Annotated in this window: 17 protein-coding genes; 5 read left to right on the plus strand and 12 right to left on the minus strand. The window is 54.0% G+C overall.

The window, feature by feature from the left end:
* Positions 1-239: 239 nt before the first annotated feature.
* From hfq to NSQ46_RS18505, 12 genes are all read right to left on the minus strand, one after another.
* Entirely contained in the window at positions 240-479 is a 240-nt protein-coding gene (gene hfq / locus NSQ46_RS18450; protein ID WP_007129953.1) for an RNA chaperone Hfq, read from the minus strand.
* Positions 480-533: 54 nt separating this feature from the next.
* Complete coding sequence (miaA, locus tag NSQ46_RS18455; RefSeq protein ID WP_007129952.1) at positions 534-1,481, minus strand: tRNA (adenosine(37)-N6)-dimethylallyltransferase MiaA; 948 nt, start codon at positions 1,479-1,481, stop codon at positions 534-536.
* Complete coding sequence (locus NSQ46_RS18460) at positions 1,471-2,250, minus strand: class I SAM-dependent methyltransferase (protein ID WP_007129951.1); 780 nt, start codon at positions 2,248-2,250, stop codon at positions 1,471-1,473. Before NSQ46_RS18460 ends, miaA begins: the two co-directional genes overlap by 11 nt.
* A gap of 17 nt (positions 2,251-2,267) precedes the next feature.
* A complete protein-coding gene (gene mutL, locus NSQ46_RS18465) occupies positions 2,268-4,247 on the minus strand; it encodes a DNA mismatch repair endonuclease MutL (protein WP_251536807.1) in 1,980 nt (659 codons plus the stop codon).
* A 278-nt stretch (positions 4,248-4,525) separates the two neighbouring features.
* The gene (gene mutS, locus NSQ46_RS18470) at positions 4,526-7,330 is read right to left on the minus strand and encodes a DNA mismatch repair protein MutS (protein WP_213615128.1); all 2,805 of its coding nucleotides are present in this window, start codon (positions 7,328-7,330) and stop codon (positions 4,526-4,528) included.
* A 59-nt stretch (positions 7,331-7,389) separates the two neighbouring features.
* Positions 7,390-8,646 (minus strand): hypothetical protein, encoded by a 1,257-nt coding sequence (locus NSQ46_RS18475; RefSeq protein WP_342574296.1) that lies wholly within the window; start codon positions 8,644-8,646, stop codon positions 7,390-7,392.
* 107 nt (positions 8,647-8,753) lie between these two features.
* Positions 8,754-9,320, minus strand: coding sequence for an outer spore coat protein CotE (locus NSQ46_RS18480; protein ID WP_007129947.1), 567 nt, complete (start codon positions 9,318-9,320; stop codon positions 8,754-8,756).
* A gap of 129 nt (positions 9,321-9,449) precedes the next feature.
* Positions 9,450-10,430 carry an aromatic acid exporter family protein gene (locus tag NSQ46_RS18485; protein WP_251536916.1) on the minus strand — a complete coding sequence of 327 codons (981 nt, stop codon included), beginning with the start codon at positions 10,428-10,430 and terminating at the stop codon, positions 9,450-9,452.
* A gap of 121 nt (positions 10,431-10,551) precedes the next feature.
* Positions 10,552-11,391 (minus strand): ABC transporter permease, encoded by an 840-nt coding sequence (locus NSQ46_RS18490; protein ID WP_007129945.1) that lies wholly within the window; start codon positions 11,389-11,391, stop codon positions 10,552-10,554.
* 5 nt (positions 11,392-11,396) lie between these two features.
* The gene (locus NSQ46_RS18495; RefSeq protein ID WP_251536813.1) at positions 11,397-12,170 is read right to left on the minus strand and encodes an ABC transporter ATP-binding protein; all 774 of its coding nucleotides are present in this window, start codon (positions 12,168-12,170) and stop codon (positions 11,397-11,399) included.
* 40 nt (positions 12,171-12,210) lie between these two features.
* Positions 12,211-13,218: an ABC transporter substrate-binding protein gene (locus tag NSQ46_RS18500; protein ID WP_251536815.1), complete on the minus strand. Its 1,008-nt coding sequence runs from the start codon at positions 13,216-13,218 to the stop codon at positions 12,211-12,213.
* 249 nt (positions 13,219-13,467) lie between these two features.
* Complete coding sequence (locus NSQ46_RS18505; RefSeq protein ID WP_251536817.1) at positions 13,468-14,985, minus strand: carboxypeptidase M32; 1,518 nt, start codon at positions 14,983-14,985, stop codon at positions 13,468-13,470.
* A 135-nt stretch (positions 14,986-15,120) separates the two neighbouring features.
* On the opposite strand from NSQ46_RS18505, the gene NSQ46_RS18510 reads away from it, so the two are divergent.
* The 5 genes from NSQ46_RS18510 (at position 15,121) to NSQ46_RS18530 (ending at position 17,645) form a co-directional block, all read left to right on the plus strand.
* Positions 15,121-15,450: an iron-sulfur cluster biosynthesis family protein gene (locus NSQ46_RS18510; protein ID WP_007129941.1), complete on the plus strand. Its 330-nt coding sequence runs from the start codon at positions 15,121-15,123 to the stop codon at positions 15,448-15,450.
* A 34-nt stretch (positions 15,451-15,484) separates the two neighbouring features.
* Positions 15,485-16,054 (plus strand): carbonic anhydrase, encoded by a 570-nt coding sequence (locus NSQ46_RS18515; protein ID WP_007129940.1) that lies wholly within the window; start codon positions 15,485-15,487, stop codon positions 16,052-16,054.
* Positions 16,055-16,257: 203 nt separating this feature from the next.
* Entirely contained in the window at positions 16,258-16,815 is a 558-nt protein-coding gene (locus tag NSQ46_RS18520) for a PadR family transcriptional regulator (RefSeq protein WP_028403557.1), read from the plus strand.
* An 80-nt stretch (positions 16,816-16,895) separates the two neighbouring features.
* Positions 16,896-17,363 carry a hypothetical protein gene (locus tag NSQ46_RS18525; protein WP_213615132.1) on the plus strand — a complete coding sequence of 156 codons (468 nt, stop codon included), beginning with the start codon at positions 16,896-16,898 and terminating at the stop codon, positions 17,361-17,363.
* A 3-nt stretch (positions 17,364-17,366) separates the two neighbouring features.
* The gene (locus tag NSQ46_RS18530) at positions 17,367-17,645 is read left to right on the plus strand and encodes a YxcD family protein (protein ID WP_007129937.1); all 279 of its coding nucleotides are present in this window, start codon (positions 17,367-17,369) and stop codon (positions 17,643-17,645) included.
* Positions 17,646-17,823: the final 178 nt, after the last annotated feature.

Below are 17,823 nucleotides of genomic sequence, written 5' to 3' on the forward strand. Positions count from 1 at the left end.
CGGGATACAAAACTCTGTACACATTACAGACTCTCGGAAAGAAAAGAACAACCTTCTCAGGTTGCTCTCTGCACTCCTTATAAACTAAACGAAATATAAACCAAAAAGTTTCAAGTTAATCAGGACGCGATCATTCCAAGAAGCCAGGGCCGCTAATGACCTCATGATTGCAGCGATGATTAGGGAAATCCAGGTATAGAGACATTATCCCAAGCATATCGTGCAAAAATCCGTGAATTTTATTGATCGTTGCTGCTATCCTGCATCAGGGAAACATTGCGCTGCGGCATGAACGTGGAGATGGCATGCTTGTACACCATTTGCTGACGGCCGTCGCTGTCAATCACGATGGTAAAGTTGTCAAAAGCCTTGATCGTTCCACGGATCTGAAAGCCGTTGGTCAGGTATACCGTAGCCGGGATGTTCTCTTTGCGCAGTTGGTTCAAGAACGTATCTTGGATGTTGATGGACTTGTTCATTAGCCGTACCCCCAATGGTTCAATTAGATTGTTTTGAAGAATATATTCAAGATATTAGTGAAACTTTCCTGCTATTATAGCACGGATTTTTTGATAGTTCGCAGAAAAATTTCCCGAGTCGGTGACGTCTACCCACTCGATGTCCTTCATATGGCGGAACCAAGATAGCTGCCTCTTCGCAAACCGGCGGGTATCGCGCTTGAGCAGCGTCACCGCTTCCTCATAGCTGCATTCCCCTTGAAGATACGAAACGATTTCCTTGTAGCCAAGACCCTGCATCGCAACAAGCCCGGGGCCGAACCCTTTCTCCATTAGCGCTGCCACCTCTTCGACGAGCCCCTGCTTCAACATCAGATCGATTCGCTCTTCAATACGGTTATATAGCATTTGCCTGTCCATTGTCAAACCGACCAGGCATAATCGGTACGGAGACTCCTTCTTCTGAGGGGCCAACTGGGACGAAAGTGGGATGCCGGTCACATGGAATACTTCCAAAGCACGAACGACCCGGCGCAGATCGTTCGGATGCAGCCGCTCCGCGCTCTCCGGGTCCACTTCCGCAAGCCTCCGGTGAAGCGCCTCCGCCCCGTATTCATCCGCATAACGGAACTGCTCCTTGCGAAATTCCTCATCCGCTCCGCTCTCGCTGAATTGGTAGCCGTAGCAGACGGATTCGACATAAAGCCCTGTGCCGCCGACGATGAAGGGCAGCTTGCCGCGCTCCGTAATTTCGGTAATCAAGCGCTGGGACTGCTCCTGAAATTCCGCCACCGAGTAAGGGTAATCCGGTTCATGGATATCGATCAAGTGGTGGGGAACCCCCTCCATCTCGTCTTTCGTAATTTTGGCGGTCCCGATATCCATGCCGCGGTATACCTGCATGGAATCGCCGGAAATAATTTCGCAATTAAAGGCTTTGGCGATCTCGATGCTCATTTTCGTTTTGCCGACGGCTGTAGGACCGATCAGAACAAGCAATCTCGGTTTGGATTCAACTGTCAATGGATATCACTCCGTACGTAGTTTTCGACTGCCCCCGCTGCATGACCGTAAAGCCCAATCGCTCGAACTCGCCGCTGTACCGCGTTTCCTTCATGACAACGGTTTTGCGGGCCACTCTGACCGCCTGCTTCACGCTTTCCTCATCCAGCGGCTCGCCGTTCGCATAGAGTCTGAGCGGATTCATCGAGTCGGAGCTTGTAATCGGGTCACGGAACATCGGATCAAAATAGACGATATCGACGCTTCGGTCCGGCAGCGACCGTAAATATTCCAAATGATGTCCATGCTTGACCATAATGCGCCTCATCGCTTGATCACTCGCCTCGAACTGGCTCTTATAGGTCCTGAGCCCCTCTTTCAGCATCGCGAACAGCGGCAGGGAGCTCTCCAGTGCAACCACGCGGCTGTTCGGCCCGCCTTTTCCGGAAAAAACAAGCGCGTCCGCGCCCAGCCCTGCCGTGCAGTCGAGCACCGAGTCGCCCTCCTCCATGCGCGAAGCCTCCAGCATCGGGTCCGGTTTGCCGCGAAGCACCCGCTTCAGCCTTACAAAGCCCATGCTGGGGTGAAACTCCGTGACCGAGCCATCCGGACCGCTTAAGCGGACATGCTCGTGCAAGACGACCAGCACGTCCTCTTCGCCCATCCGGCGGGCCAGCTTTCTTAACGATTGGCCGCCTCTTGGAACATACCGGCAGCCGGTTTCCTGGGCTAGGCGCTTGGCGCGTTCCACGATGTCAGGCGCTTCCGCTTCTCCAGTTGTAATAATCATGAATTTCCTCCTTGCTGTTACATGACGCGCTTGAACATTTTCTCCAAATCGTACGGGGAGAAGGAGACGACAATCGGTCGTCCGTGCGGGCAGGTATACGGCTGCCGGCACTCGGCCAAACGCCGGATCAGCGTCATGGCCTCCTGCTCGGTCAGCTTCTGGTTCGCTTTAATCGAGGCTTTGCAGGAGCACATGATCGAGGAAGCTTCCCTTAGCTTGGCAATATCGATGTGCCGCTCGTTCAGCACCCACTCGGCCATTTCCTCGATCAAGCCCTTCTCATCGCCTTTCGGGAACCAGAACGGATGGGAACGGACCAGGAAGGTGTTCCCTCCGAAAAATTCCATGTATACGCCGGCCTTCTCGAACCAATGCAGGCGTTCCTTCACCTTCTCCGTTTCCGAAGGCGTGAACTCCAGCGTTATCGGCAGCAGCAGCTCTTGCGAGGCATCCGCAGGCTTGCCGAATTGCTCATAGTAGTATTCGTAGTTAATGCGCTCATGAGCCGCGTGCTGGTCGATCAGATACAGGCCGGTCTCATTTTGCGCGATAATATAGGTTCCATGATGCTGCCCGATATAGGTTAGCTGCGGAAACGGCGGAATGTCCGGAGCCGGGCCCGATGCCGCCGCCATCCATTCCTTCGTGACGGCCGGCACATTGGCCGATCTGCGATCCGCCGCACGGTCCTCATAGCTTGGCTTCGAAGGATACGCGGCCGCCGCAGCCGTTTCCCTCGTCTGCGGCTGCTGTGCAGTCCATTCCTTGTAGTCTCCGGAAGAGCCCGTTACGGATTCTTGCAGCGAATCCGGTCTCGGCGGCGTCTCCCGCCGGAATTCACGCCCAGAAGATTCACCCGGGGGCTTGCCGCCCAAGCCGTCTTGAGGGATCTCCGCACGCTCCCCGCGAGCCGGCGCTCCATAGGATGGAGCAGGAAAATTCAGCTGCTCCTGGATAAAAGCGTTATCGCTCTTGCCGATCGTTTGCTTAGCCGGGCGCGGAATGAGGATCTCCTGCCGGAGCACATTCCGAACCGCTTCTTCTATGAACGAGAACAGCTCCGGCTCCTTGCTGAAGCGGACCTCCAGCTTGGACGGATGGACGTTTACGTCGATTAGCGACGGGTGCATCGACAGCTGAAGCACGACGAGCGGGTACCGGTTGATCGGCAGGAGCGTATGGTATCCCTTCAGCACCGCCTGCATCAGACCGTAGTTTCGAATATATCGTCCATTGACGATCAAGGACATGCCGTTCCGGTTGGCCCTGGTAAAATCAGGGCGGCTAATATACCCCTGAAGGGTATAGTCCATATTCTCCGCTTCGATTTTCATCATCGCTTTCGCGGATTGGGTGCCGTAAATGGCCGCGATGACCTGCAGGGCATCTCCGTTTCCGAGCGTCTGCAGGAGAGTGTTGCCGTTATGGCGCAGCGTGAACGCGATATCCGGTCTCGACAGCGCCAAGCGGTACATATAATCGGAAATATGGCCCAGCTCCGTTTGAATCGTCTTCATATATTTCAGCCTTGCCGGCGTGTTGTAAAACAATTCCCTGACAAGGAAATCCGTCCCTTTAGGCGCAGCGGTCTCTTCGTTCACACGCAGGTTGCCGCCCTCGATTTCGATTTTACGCCCGCGGCCGTCCTGTTCATTCGACGTCACGACGCGCACCTTGGACACCGCCGCGATCGAAGGGAGCGCTTCGCCCCGAAATCCGAGGCTGATGATCTGGAACAGATCTCGCCCCTCGGCAATCTTGCTCGTCGCATGCCGGTAGAAGGCGGTCTCGCAATCGTCGGGATCGATGCCGGAGCCGTTATCCGTTACGCGGATGCTGTCCAGGCCGCCTTCCTCGACGGCCACGTCGATTCTCGTGCTGCCGGCATCGATCGCGTTCTCCACAAGCTCCTTCACCACGGAGGCAGGCCGTTCAACCACCTCACCGGCTGCAATCTGGTTCGCAATATGCTCGTCCAATACGCGAATTTTTCCCATGATCCCCTACCTCCGTTTCCTTGCTGTATTTAAATGCAATTTCGTCTTATAAACTGCAGGCTCAATTACCATTACTTACTTCGTGAACAAAACTTCTGTAATTACAGCGCAGCTTTCACTAGAATGTGACTACAATGTGACTACAATGTAGCTAAGATTGCAAAACAGCTTTGGGTCACAATGGAGCTCTGTGCAGCTGCTAATACTTTGAGCCTCAATGCAAATCAGCTTTGAATCACAATGCAGACTGGTTACGATTGCGATTCGGCTAATCACCGCTACATATCCTTCGCCTTCATCTTCAGATCATTTAATAGCTGCATCGCTTGCAGCGGCGTCATATTCATCAGGTCTGCACCCTTCACCGCTTCGATGAGCGCCCGAACGGACGGATCCTGCGAAGCGGAGGCGCCTGCCTCCTCAAAAGCCGCTTTCTCCTTGCCGATTGCGGCATTTTGCGGCTCTCTGACAGCCTCATCGTCAAAAATCGAGAGCTGAATCACCTCTCCGGTTCTGCCGTTTTCGCGGCTCTCAAGGCTTTCTGATCCTGCCCTCGCCAATGGCTCGGCTGCCTCCACCGCTTCCCTGACAACGTCATGCTGTCGCGTGTTGGCATAACCTCCTACAGTGCCTCCTTGTGCTGATTCGATACGCTGGAGCGCAGCGCCATGCTCGGAAGCGACAGCGGCCAAGGAAGCCTGCTCCAGGCCCTGCAGCAGTCCGTAGGCACGATCGATGATGCTGCCCGGAAGACCTGCCAGCCGTGCGCAGTATATGCCGTAGCTGCTGTCGGCGGCGCCCGGAATCAGCTTGCGCAGAAAATGCACCTTGTCCCCGCTTTCCTGAACGGCCATCGAATAGTTGCTAAGCCCCTTAAGGCTTTCCTGCAGATGGGCCAGCTCATGGAAATGCGTCGACACAAGCGCCTTACAGCCGATATGGTCATGCACATATTCGATCACGGCTTGGGCGATCGCCATCCCCTCGCTCGTGGAGGTTCCCCGTCCCAGCTCGTCAATAATGATGAGGCTTCGGGGTGTCGCCTTCTCGGTCATGACCTGAATATCGGCCATCTCCACCATGAAGGTGCTCTGGCCTCCGATCAGATCGTCAGCGGCCCCGATCCGGGTAAAGATGCGGTCAACCAGCGGAATGACGGCGCGCTCCGCCGGCACGAAGCAGCCGATCTGGGCCAGAATCGACAGCAGCGCAACCTGGCGCATATACGTGCTTTTTCCCGCCATGTTCGGACCGGTGATCAGCAGGATGGAAGAACCCTCCTTGCGCAGCTCCGTTCCATTGGCGATAAATGCCGAATCCTTCATCACCGCCTCCACCACCGGGTGGCGTCCGCCTTCGACGATATAATCATAGCCATCGCTCAGCTCCGGCTTCACGAACCGGTGCTCCGCACTGACCGCAGCCAGCGATTGATACACATCCATCTCAGCGATTCTTTCGGCCAGCTTCTGCAATCTGGACACCTGCATGTTCAGCTTGTCCCGCAGCTCGGTGAACAGAGCATATTCGAGATCGACCATCTTCTCCTGCGCTTCAAGGATCAGTCCTTCCTTCTCCTTAAGCTCAGGCGTGACGAACCGCTCGGCATTCGCCAGCGTCTGCTTGCGCTCATACCGGCCTTCCGGCAATGAGGACAAATTGGATTTCGTGACCTCAATATAATAGCCAAACACTTTGTTGTAGCCGATCTTAAGCGACTTAATCCCCGTTGCGGCGCGCTCCCTCGCTTCAAGCTCCGCGATCCAGCGTTTGCCGTTCGTGCTCGCTTCCCGCAGCTCGTCGAGCCGCTCATGGTAACCGGGCTTAATGATTCCCCCGTCCCGCACCGAAACCGGCGGTTCATCCACGATGGCATCCTCGATAAGCTGATACAATTCCTCGCATGTATCGGTCTCCTCCGCCAATCGGCGAAGCGTACTGGAGGTTGACTGCGCACACAGCTCCTTCAGCGCCGGGACTTGCCGCAGCGACAGCTTCAGCGCATTCAGATCGCGGCCGTTGGCGCTGCCGAATGCGATCCGGCCTACCAAACGCTCGAGATCATAAATTTCCTTCAGCGCCATCCGCAAATCTTCACGCAGTATGTACTGGTTGTACAGATGCTCAACAGCCTCTAGCCGCTCCTCGATCCGCGCACGGGACAAGAGCGGCTTATCGATCCAGCGGCGCAGCAGCCTCGCTCCCATCGACGTCTCGGTTTGATCCAGAAGCCACAGCAGCGAGCCTTTCTTCGACCGCTCCCGCACCGTTTCGACCAGCTCCAGATTGCGTCTGGTGAACGGATCGAGAACCATGAATTGCCCCGGTTCATAGGAATCGATCTGGGTCAGCTGGCCGAGCGAACGCTTCTGGGTTTCGCTGAGGTACGAGATCAAGAGAGAGATGCACGCTCTTCGCTCCTCCTCAAGACGGGCCCAGGCAGCCTCGCCGAATTGCGATTTGACCAGACCGTCCTCCCGGCGTTCCCATGCCGTATGCACCACGTTGCGGCTGCCGGGAAGCGCCTGGGAAGCAATGATCTCCAGCAGCTTGGCATCCCCGATAATTTCGGACGGCTCGTAAATATTAATCTCATCCCTCAGCCATTCCTCGGAGAATGGCACCGAGGTGACGTACAGCTCCCCGGTCGACAGATCGCATGCGGCAAGAGACAGAAGACCTCCCGCCTCCGTTACACACACCATATAGTTGTTGGATTTATCGCTAACCGCCTTGCCTTCCATGATCGTTCCCGGCGTGACGACCCGGACGATCTCCCGGCGGACCATGCCCTTCGTGACGGATGCATCCTCCATCTGCTCGCATATAGCCACTTTGTAGCCTTTTTCGATCAAACGCTGAATATAGCCTTCTGCCGAATGATAAGGCACGCCGCACATCGGAATCCTCTCGGCGCCTCCGCCCTCGCGGCCGGTCAGCGTAATTTCCAGCTCCTTGGCAGCCAAAATCGCATCATCAAAAAACATTTCATAGAAATCGCCCAGACGGAAAAAAAGAAACGCATCCTGCGCTTGTTCCTTCACTTTCAAATATTGCTCGATCATCGGCGTATATTTAGCCATGACTTACCTCCATGCCGTTTATAGCTGAACTCTATTATAACAGAAATGCATCCTTTGTCTCACGGCATCGAAGGAATATTCCAAAGCGGCCGGATATCCCTGCTCTCATCCCACGTCCGGCCGCTTTCGATATACGACAGCGCCTTTTCGATTTCGAAGGCAAACTGCGGGTATTCCGGCAGCGCTGACAGATCCCGGTGCCAGCCGGGAACACATTCCCTGAGCACGGCCTTGTCGCCTTCATAGTACGCGCGGTGGTACCGCTCGGCATTCAGCGGCCTGGCAGGCAGCAGGTCGCTGTATTTGGCCGCCAAGTATGCGATCGCTAGCGAAAACTTGGTCACGAAGGGCGAGATCAGGAAGCTGGGGAGCGTCCGGTATTCGAATCCGCCGTACGGCTGGCGGCGAAAATCGCCCAGAAATCCGTAGCGCGGCCTGCGCTGCCGTCCCTGCGGGTCTTCCAGTAGAGCCAGCGGCAGTGCCAAATAATTATCGAGCACTTGTAGAAGCGATATATTCAGCGGCACGCCGCTGAAGTGGATATGGCCGCCGAGCGGAAAATCCCTATAAGGCAATGCCCCCGCCCGCCACGACAGCGTCCGGTCCGTTATGAGGGCATACGCTTCACGCATCGCCCGCTGTAGCTCGCGAATCAGCTCCTTCGGCTGCGCCTTGGGATCAGGCCGCAGCTCTGCCAGCGGGTAAATGACTTCTCCGCGAAACCGTACGGCATCACTGCCGGCCAGACCCCCGCGCTGCATAAACTCCGATGCGTGGACGATCTCCCCGTTATCCTTCATCAGAATAAATTCGGGGTCCATTCCGAGCAGCAGATTCCCCTCTCCCGCCTCCGTACCTCCCAAGCTCCGGCGATCGTACCGTCCTGCTGGAGCAGCCTTGGCGCTCATAACGGCCCCGCCGGGAGATCCATGGAGCCGAATTTCCTCCACTACATATCTGCGGCCGGGCCGAGCCGCGATAACGACTTCCCCTTCCTCGGCACCCAATGTGTACAGCGAACGCACGGCAGCCTTCTCCAGCCTCCGGTGAAGGCCGTCGGCATATCCTCCGCTGCCATGCTCCGGCTCATGGCGCGTGCTGCCGCCTCCGGTCTGATCATGCCTTATCCATTCGGCCGTCAGCTCCCGTACGCGCACCGAGTATCTGGCCGCATAGCCGGCTGCCGGCTCGGGCCTTGCGGTAAGCCGGCACGGTATGCCGGCTCTCGACAATCTAGCCGCAGCGCGCGCTGCAGCAGAGCCGTCAAGAACGGCAAATCCGCGTTGTTCCCCTGCTGTTCCCATGGTCAGCGCCATATTAGCCGGCCCCCTCAAAAATAAAATAAAAAAGAGGGCATCCGCCCTCCGCAAAGCTGCTTTCACCGCATATGCTGGATTATAAGCTTCCCTGATGGAGGGTTAACTTACAATTCATCTTCCAGACCTTCATAGTCCAGGTCTTCGTAATCGTCGTCTCCGTCTCCCAGGACGTAGTCGAACTCTTTGTCTTCATAGTCGCCGTGATGGTGGCTGCACACTTTGACGACCACCTTCGTCTCGGCAACAAGCTCTACCGCGAACTCTCTCTCTACCCGTAGAATGACACTCGTGCCATTGGAGGATACGCTAGCTTCCACACAACTCGGCTCCTGTGTCGCTTCCGCCGACACTTCAACCGTTGAAGCACGATGCTTCGGATCCAGATAGGAGAGAGGTACGCGTTCTACATAAGATACCGTCTCTTTAGCCACGTCGGTCTGCGAATTTTTGTCATAGGAATACCAGATGTTCACATCGTAAGTACCAATAACCTCAATTCCGTCTCCGGCGGCAACCGCCTCGTATTGATGGTTTATAATCCAAGCCCCCAAAATACTGGTCGGATTATTAGGCGGAGTCACGGTATGTGTTACGGTAGAGAACTTACGACCCTTGCCGCAGATCGCCTTCGTGATGATTTCTCTACATTGGTGTTTATGACTCAATGACATCTTCGAACCTCCTCCTTACACTCATTCCATACATGTGTATGCACGACATGGGCGAATGTTGAATGAAGTGGTCCAAATAAATTCGGATGATGCCAAAAAAATTGAAAGAAACGTTCAGAATTATCGCATTCAGCCTGCGGAACCCGCATGCTTCTGCGGTTTTTTGGCCGTAGGGGCCTTGTATTTCTTTGAAATATTCAAGTAATAAGCAAGCTCGCGGCACAGCTGGAGAATCGCCGACCGGACCTCGAACTCCTCCCTCGTGGCCGGCAGCTCCATCTTCTTGAAACGTTCCTCCAGCTCATTAAGCAAAGCTTCCGATTTGCCGGTATATCCCTCGGATATGACATCCTTGCTTAATTGCTCGAATACCTCGGCAGCGAGAATCCCGTGCGGCAGCCTCTCGTATACCTGAGAGATTTGATGCATCATGCTCTGGATATTCTCCATCTGTTCCTTTCTCATATAAAAATAGATGTTCCACGCTCCGTCCGGATGGATCATCTGGTTCTCCGATGCCCGTTTCGCCTCCTCAATCCCCCGGTCGATCTGACGGTTGGCCTCGATCATTTCCTTTCCGTCCCAGATATGCTCCGGATCTCTTAAAGTCAGGGAGAAATGACTGAAGATCACGGAAAACAGCCCGTCCACCTTACGCCGGATGTCCATCATGGTTCCTTCGCTATTGGGCATGTACACCAGATTCACAAGCATTGCGGAGCCGAGGCCGATCACGAGCAGCGCAACCTGAGTGAGCATAATGTCCGGCGCCATCTCTTCTCCCTGGAACACCCGGAACACAACAACCGAGCTGGTGACGATGCCTTCCTTGAAATTCGCCCTCGATATGAGAGGAAAGGCGAGCAGTATGTATAGCGCGAGTACCCAATAATGGAACCCGAGCAGATAGAATAAAATACAAGCCAGCGCCAGCCCCAGCAGCGACGCAAAGAAACGCGACGAGATGGAGATAACGCTGCGCTTGCGGGTGACGTCGACGCCAAGGATCGCAAGAAGACCGGCGGACGTAGCCCCCGGTATATTGAAAGCATCGGTTATTAGGATGGCAAGCAGGCTTGCCACAGCGGTTTTAATGACACGAAATCCCATGAAAATCAAAAGCCCCCAAGCGTGGATAATCAAGTTCAATCTTGTTCCATCCTAGCTTATTTTCATGTCATTCACAACCGGCTTCAGCCTCTGCCGTGGAAGCGAGTCTTTGAACGTGATGCTACCTGTGGGCCAGCAGCTTTCTTTCAATATATACGACGATTTGGTACATCGCCGTTGCCACGACTGCAATAATGAGGAGACTCGACAGCACGAGCGTGAAGTTGAATACCTGAAATCCGTACATAATCAAATATCCAAGCCCGGATTTGGCAACCAGGAACTCACCTACGATCACGCCAACCCAGGCCATGCCCACATTTACCTTCAAGGTCGATACGATAGCCGGATAGGAAGCAGGCAGAATGACGCGCTGGAATACTTGCCGCTTCGTGCCGCCGAAGGTGCGGACCACCTTGATCAGATTGGAGTCCACCTCATTAAAGCTGTTGTATACAACGAGAGTCGTCACAATCACCGTGATCGACAGCGTCGTCACGACAATCGCCGTAAATCCAGCGCCAAACATGACGATGAATATCGGCCCCAGCGCCACCTTCGGCATACTGTTGAATACAACCATGTAAGGATCGAGCACCTTGTTCAAGAAAGGCGACCACCAGATGATGACCGCAAGCAGGGTGCCGACCAGGGTCCCGAGAAGAAATCCGACAACGGTCTCTCCGACGGTAATCCCCAGATGACCCCACAGCTCCCCGGTCACGATGTTATCCCAAATATTCGAGAAGATTTTGGTTGGATAACTGAAGAGGAGGACATCGATCCACTTCATTCTGCCCGCCGCCTCCCACCACGCGAAGAACAGGAGCAGCAAGCTGAGCTGGACGGTGAGCACCCGGCTCTGGATGCTGCGCTTTTTCCTCCTATGCTTATCATAAATATCCTGGAGCCAGCGGTTTGAAGAAGAAGCCGGCTCTTTCCGCTCTCGATTGGTTGTCAATGGCTTCACTCCTTCCCGATTCGCTGCATTTCGCCCCATATTTCATGAAATAATTCATTAAACCCCGATTCCTTGCGGGCATAAAACGGCTGTACAGCCCTTATGTTCTCCGGCACTGCGAACATGCGGTGAATGCGTCCCGGATTGCGGTTCAGCAGGACGACCCGGTCGCTCATGGCGATCGCTTCGGACAAGTCATGGGTTACCAGGATCGCGGTTTTTCCCCGCTCCCTCAGCGTCTCGACAATCAGGTCCTCCAGCTGCAGCTTGGTCTGATAATCCAGCGCGGAGAAAGGCTCGTCGAGCAGCAGCAGCCCCGGATCTGTCGCCAGCGTACGCACCAGGGCTACCCGCTGTCTCATGCCTCCCGACAGCTGGGCCGGGTACAATGGACCGCTGCCCGCAAGCCCCATCTCCTTCAGCAGGCTTTGCACCTCGCTCCGGCTGTCCGGATTCAGACGCTCCGTCAATTCCAATCCGATCAAGGCGTTGTCCATGATGGTCCGCCACGGGAATAAGTAATCCTGCTGAAGCATATAGCCGACTTCCGGCGACGGGCCGCTGACCTGCTTGCCGTTGACGATCGCCGTTCCTTTCGTAGGCTGGAGCAGACCGGCAATGACGGACAATATCGTTGTCTTGCCGCAGCCGCTCGGCCCGACCAAGCTGACGAACTCGCCCGGCTCGACGCTCAAATCAATTCCTTCCACAGCCAGAGAGGCTTCCCGATCCGTCACGTATACATGCGTGATATCGTTCAGTTCTACTACCGGTACCATGGTGCACTCTCCTTTCATTCCATGGATGGGAGATGAAACGCTACTTTGCCTGTTTGGCCTTCTCCGCAAAGCTGTTGTTGACGATTTTGTCAGGGGCGACCCGTTCTCTCAGCTCCCCCGCCTGTTCCATGACATCCAGCAGATTGTTCCATTCGGCTTCATCCACGATCGGATCCGTCGCAAAGCTTCCCTGCTCCTTATAACGCTTCACAGACGAGACGACGATATCCCGGTCGCTGTCCTTGAAATACGGCATGATCGCATCGGCGATGTCCTCCGGACTGTTTGCGTCCACCCACTGCTGGGCTTTATATAGAGCATTCGTAAATTTTTGCACCGTAGCCTCATGGTTATCGATGTAGCTTTGCTTGGTCATGAACACGGTGTACGGCAAGTTTCCGCTCTCGACGCCGAAGGATGCCACCACCTTGCCGCGCCCTTCTTTCTCGAATATCGAGGCTTGCGGCTCAAACAGCTGCACGTATTCCCCTGTCCCCGAGGCATAAGCCGAGGCGATGTTTGCAAAATCAATATTCTGAATCAGCTCCAGATCGGCATGGGGATCGATGCCTTTTTTCTTCAGCGTAAATTCTCCGGCCATCTGCGGCATCCCGCCTTTGCGCTGGCCGAGGAACACACTCCCCTTCAGCTGATCCCAATCAAATTCGCCGCCTTCGTTCCGCGCCATGAGAAACGTGCCGTCCGTCTGCGTCACCTGCCCGAAGTTAATCACCGGATCCTCCGAGCCCTGCTGATACACATAAATGGAAGTTTCCGATCCGACAAGCGCAACATCGATGGCCCCCGACAGGAGCGCCGTCATCGTTTTATCGCCGCCGGGAGTCGTCTGCAGCTCGACATCAAGCCCCTCTTCCTTGAAAAAACCTTTCTCCAGTGCGACATACTGCGGAGCATAGAAAATCGAGCGCGTGACTTCGCCCACCTTGACCTTCGTTGCCGAGCCGCTGCCGCCTCCACATCCTGCCAGCGCTGCGGCACACACAAGCAGCAGGCTTGCCGCCAGCGCCCGCCATATTCGACGCTTCATGCTACCCCTCCATTCCCTTAACCTACCGTTTCATTTCAGCATATGCACCCACTCGCCCAATGGTTAACTAGCCATCATAGAGGTGGAAGGACCGCAATCGTGCTCTTTCACCATAAAAAAAACGGCGGTGCTGGGACATCATCCCTATGCACCGCCGCTTCTTATCATGCTTCATTCAATTCATCCGTACCGTCCCGTTAACGCTCATTTCTTCGGGAACCGTGATACGGCTTCTTGTTTATGTTGAGATTAAAGCTTATAAATCTCTTTATATTTTGCCTCCAAATAGTCGGCCAAGTAGTCCGGATTCAGTTCTTCACCGGTTACACGCAAAATAATTTCCGAAGGGGTTTCCGTTTTTCCAAACCGGTAGACTTTCTCCGTCAGCCATTCCTTGATCGGCGCCAAATTTCCTTGCTCGATCAGCTCATCGAGATTCGGCATTTCCTTGCGGAGCGTATGCAGCATTTGCGCTGCGTACATATTGCCGAGCGAGTACGAAGCGAAATAACCGAAATCCCCGCCGGACCAATGCACATCCTGAAGGACGCCGAGTCCGTCATTCGGAGGCATGATGCCAAGATACTCCTTGTACTTCGCATTCCATACTTCCGGAAGCTCCTTCACGGAAAGCCCTTCGTTAAAGAGCTGCTTCTCGATCTCATAACGGATAATGATATGGAGATTATAAGTCAGCTCATCGGCCTCGATCCGGATCAGGGAGTTCTCGACTTTATTGACGGCCAGATAGAAATCCTCCAACGAAACATCCTTCAGCTGTTCAGGGAAATGCTGCTGAAGATCGCCGAAGTATCGGCGCCAGAACGGCCGGCTGCGACCGATCATGTTTTCCCATAAGCGCGACTGGGACTCGTGGATGCCCATCGATGCCCCTGAAGACAGCGGCGTGCCCGCCAAGCTCTTGTCGATGTTTTGCTCGTACAAGGCGTGACCGCCTTCATGCAGGGAGCTGAACACCGCGCTTAGAACGTCATCCTGCAAATAATGGGTCGTGATCCGGACATCGCCGGGATTGAGTCCGGTAGCGAACGGATGGACGCTCTCATCAAGCCGGCCGGCCTCAAAGTCATATCCCATCTGCCCAAGCAGGAACCTGCTGAATTTATCCTGCTGGCCGATATCGAACAGCTGCTTCAGAAAGCCGGTCTCCGGTTTGAAGGACGATTCCGAAACCGCATGCACAAGCGGCACAAGCCGAGCTTTAAGCCGGTCAAAGATCGCGTCCACTTTCTCCACCGTCAAATCCGGCTCATACATATCCAGAAGCGTGTCATATCGGGTGCTTTTCACTCCCCAATAGTCGATAAACTCCTGCTTGAATGCCACGATCTTCGTTAAGTATGGTTCGAATCCGGCGAAATCGCTGTTCTTCTTGGCTTCCTCCCACTTCGTCTCCGACTGTGAGGCAAGAATGGAGTACTCCTTAAAGCGTTCCGGCGGAATCGATTTGTTCTGCTCATAGAGCTTGCGTATCTCTGCTACCATGCGGCGTTGGCGTTCGTCCAGCTGCCCCTCGTGCTTCGGATCCGCAAAAAACTGCAGAAACTGTCCCATCTTCTCCGAGACCTGCAGTTTAAAAGCTTCCGTCGATAATATGCCAATCGTCTCCGAGCGGATGTCCGTGCCTTTGCGCGGGGCGCCTGTCCGCAGATCCCAATGAAGGACCCCGAGCGCTTCATAATAGCTCATGATTTTGCGTACCAATTGCTGAAACTGCTCCCATTGCTGAGATACCTGCACTTCCATAATCAGCTCACCTGCTCTTTTAAATTTTTTTGGATTGGATTCATAACTACTCTATTGATGATACGTTCTGCTAGGTATATAATCAACTTTCAGAAACAGCAAAATCAGATGCTGCATAGAGGGAGGCCTAGAACTGTGATCATCCAACTATCCCCTGAGGCCGACCTGAAGCTTAAGGAAATGCTCGGGAGCAGGCCTGGGGCCGTGAGACTGATCTATGATACCGAGGGCTGCGGATGTGCCGTTAACGGCGTCCCGGGACTGCAGGTCGTGGACGGTGCTGCCGACGGCGATACCGTGATTCAAACAAACGCCTCGATCCCTCTGGTCATTCATGGCAAGCAGGAGGTTTTTTTCGAGGAAGAGCTTAAGCTGGACTTGCACGCCGGCACCGCTAGTTTTCGTCTCACAAGCCGCAATCAGACGTATGGAACAAATATCATAGCAACCGACACCCGTGTTTAAACCTAACTCTTAGATACAGAAGGAGAGATACCCTATGGAAAAACATTTGGACCGCATTCTGGAGCATAACCGCAGCTTTGTAGAGAAGAAAGAGTATGAGCCTTACCTGACCGACCGCTTCCCTGATAAGAAGCTCGTCGTTGTAACCTGTATGGATACAAGACTGGTTGAGCTGCTTCCGAAAGCAATGAATTTCAAGAACGGCGATGTCAAAATCATAAAGAACGCCGGTGCCATCATCTCCCAGCCATTCGGCAGCGTCATGCGAAGCGTGCTGGTCGCGCTGTATGAGCTTCAAGCTGAGGAAGTGATCATCGTCGGTCACCATGACTGCGGCATGGCTGCGCTGGATGCTGACGTCATGATCTCCCATATGAAGGAGCGCGGCATTTCGGACGAAGTACTCTCCACCCTTGAAAATTCAGGCATTCGGCTCACGAAATGGCTTCGCGGCTTCGATAACGTAACCGAGGGCGTGCGGAACACCGTCAGTCTTATCAAGAACCACCCGCTGCTGCCAAAAAGCGTGGCGGTACACGGCATGGTCATCGACCCGAACACCGGGGCTTTGGATCTTGTTGTCGATGGTTACGAAGGCAAATAAAGCAATAAAAGTCAATTCCAAGCACAAACGCATGCTGCGTTTGTGCTTTTTTAGTCACAATTTTACCAAAAACCATCACGTAACCCCTCTCCCCTGTTGTCAAACCATACAGTTTCAGTGTACACTTTTTATCAATCGGACCCCTAGTCAATGAACATCATTGCCTTGTGTCCACGATATGCGTTTCAAAGGGAGTCATGTCCATGAATACGTTGTCATACGGCTTGTTAGGGTTGCTCGCCAGAAGAGAGTCGTCGGGTTATGACCTCATGCTTCGGATCCAACCGTTTTGGCAGGCCAAGCACAGTCAAATCTATCCTCTGCTTGCCAGTATGGAAGAGAAGCAGCTGCTATCCTCGCATTGGGTTCAGCAGACCGACAAACCGGACAAAAAGATTTATGCGATTACGGAGAAAGGCATGCAAAAGCTGCGCGAATGGATGTACCAGCCCATTGCGCCTGCCGTCACCAAGGATGAGCTTTCTCTGCGCACCTTCTGCCTGTGGCTAACCGAGATCGGCATCGCGATTGATATCTACGAGGACCGCAGAAGCAGTTATTTAGAGAAGAAGCGTTACTTCGAGCAGATTCTGGCCGGGATCCCCGAGGATACCCGGGAAATCGGAAGCAAAGCGTTCAGCAATTACATTTTGGCAACCAAAGGCCTGATGATGGCCGAAACCGAGCTGAAATGGTGCGACTGGGTGCTTGGCTTGCTGAAGGAGCATCAGCGTACATCGGCAGCGAAGCATGGTGATTAATTTTTTGAAACCTTATCGTGACCCGTCCGTATTACGAATCATTCTCTAATTTTAATTACCGGGAGGTACGACAGTACAAGATGAAAAAAGTACTTACGATTCTAGTTGCGTTTACCCTGTTCTTTGTAGCGCTCGCGCCGGTCGATTCCGTGGATGCCCGCAGAGGCGGCTTCAAATCCGGAACGAAGTCCTACTCGAACACCCCGAAAAAGAACGATAGCAACGTGCAGCAATCCAACAGCACGAGCAACTCGAATAAATCCGGGACTACTGCAGGAAATACAGCAAACCGCGGATTCTTCAGCGGCGGCAGCTTGATGAAAGGCTTGATGATCGGCGGTCTGGCAGGACTCCTGTTCGGCAGCATGTTCGCAGGCATGGGCTTCATGGGCGAGATTATGGGCTTGCTGATTAACCTCATTGCGATTTGGGCGCTCATCATGGTGATCATGATGGTTGTACGCGCCGTGAGAAACCGCCGCAAGCCGGCTGTCGAGCATCATCGTAATGATGATGACCGTTACAACAATAACAACAATAGGTACTAAGCCATGATTCTTAGCATGGACGAAATCGTCAATGCGGTCTGCCTGCATCAGGCGGAGCGCAGAGGCGTGAAACCGACGGACGTGTCGCTCGAGCTGAGCTGGGATGAGGATACCGGATATACGGCGGAAGTATGGGTTAACGGAAGAACGCAGTATTTGATCGAAGCGAACCTGATCGAAGCCATCCTCCGTTATCTGCACTCCGAATATAACATTCGTGCATACAGCGAACAGGTCAGACTGGAGCTGGAAGACGAAATTATCGCCATCGTGCAGCAATAGCATAGCCTTAACATTCATTCAACCCAAACTGCCCTTCGCTCTTTAGCGGAGCGGCAGTTTTTTATAACGGGAGGTTAGTCATGTTTCCGATCCTCGAAACGGAAGCGCATTGATCGACAACGAAGCTTCCCATGCCTTGCTCAACCGCTTAGGCTTTGAGAAGGAAGGCCTCCTTCGG

The sequence above is a fragment of the Paenibacillus sp. FSL M8-0142 genome, from assembly GCF_038597315.1.
Classification (GTDB): domain Bacteria; phylum Bacillota; class Bacilli; order Paenibacillales; family Paenibacillaceae; genus Paenibacillus_AQ; species Paenibacillus_AQ lactis.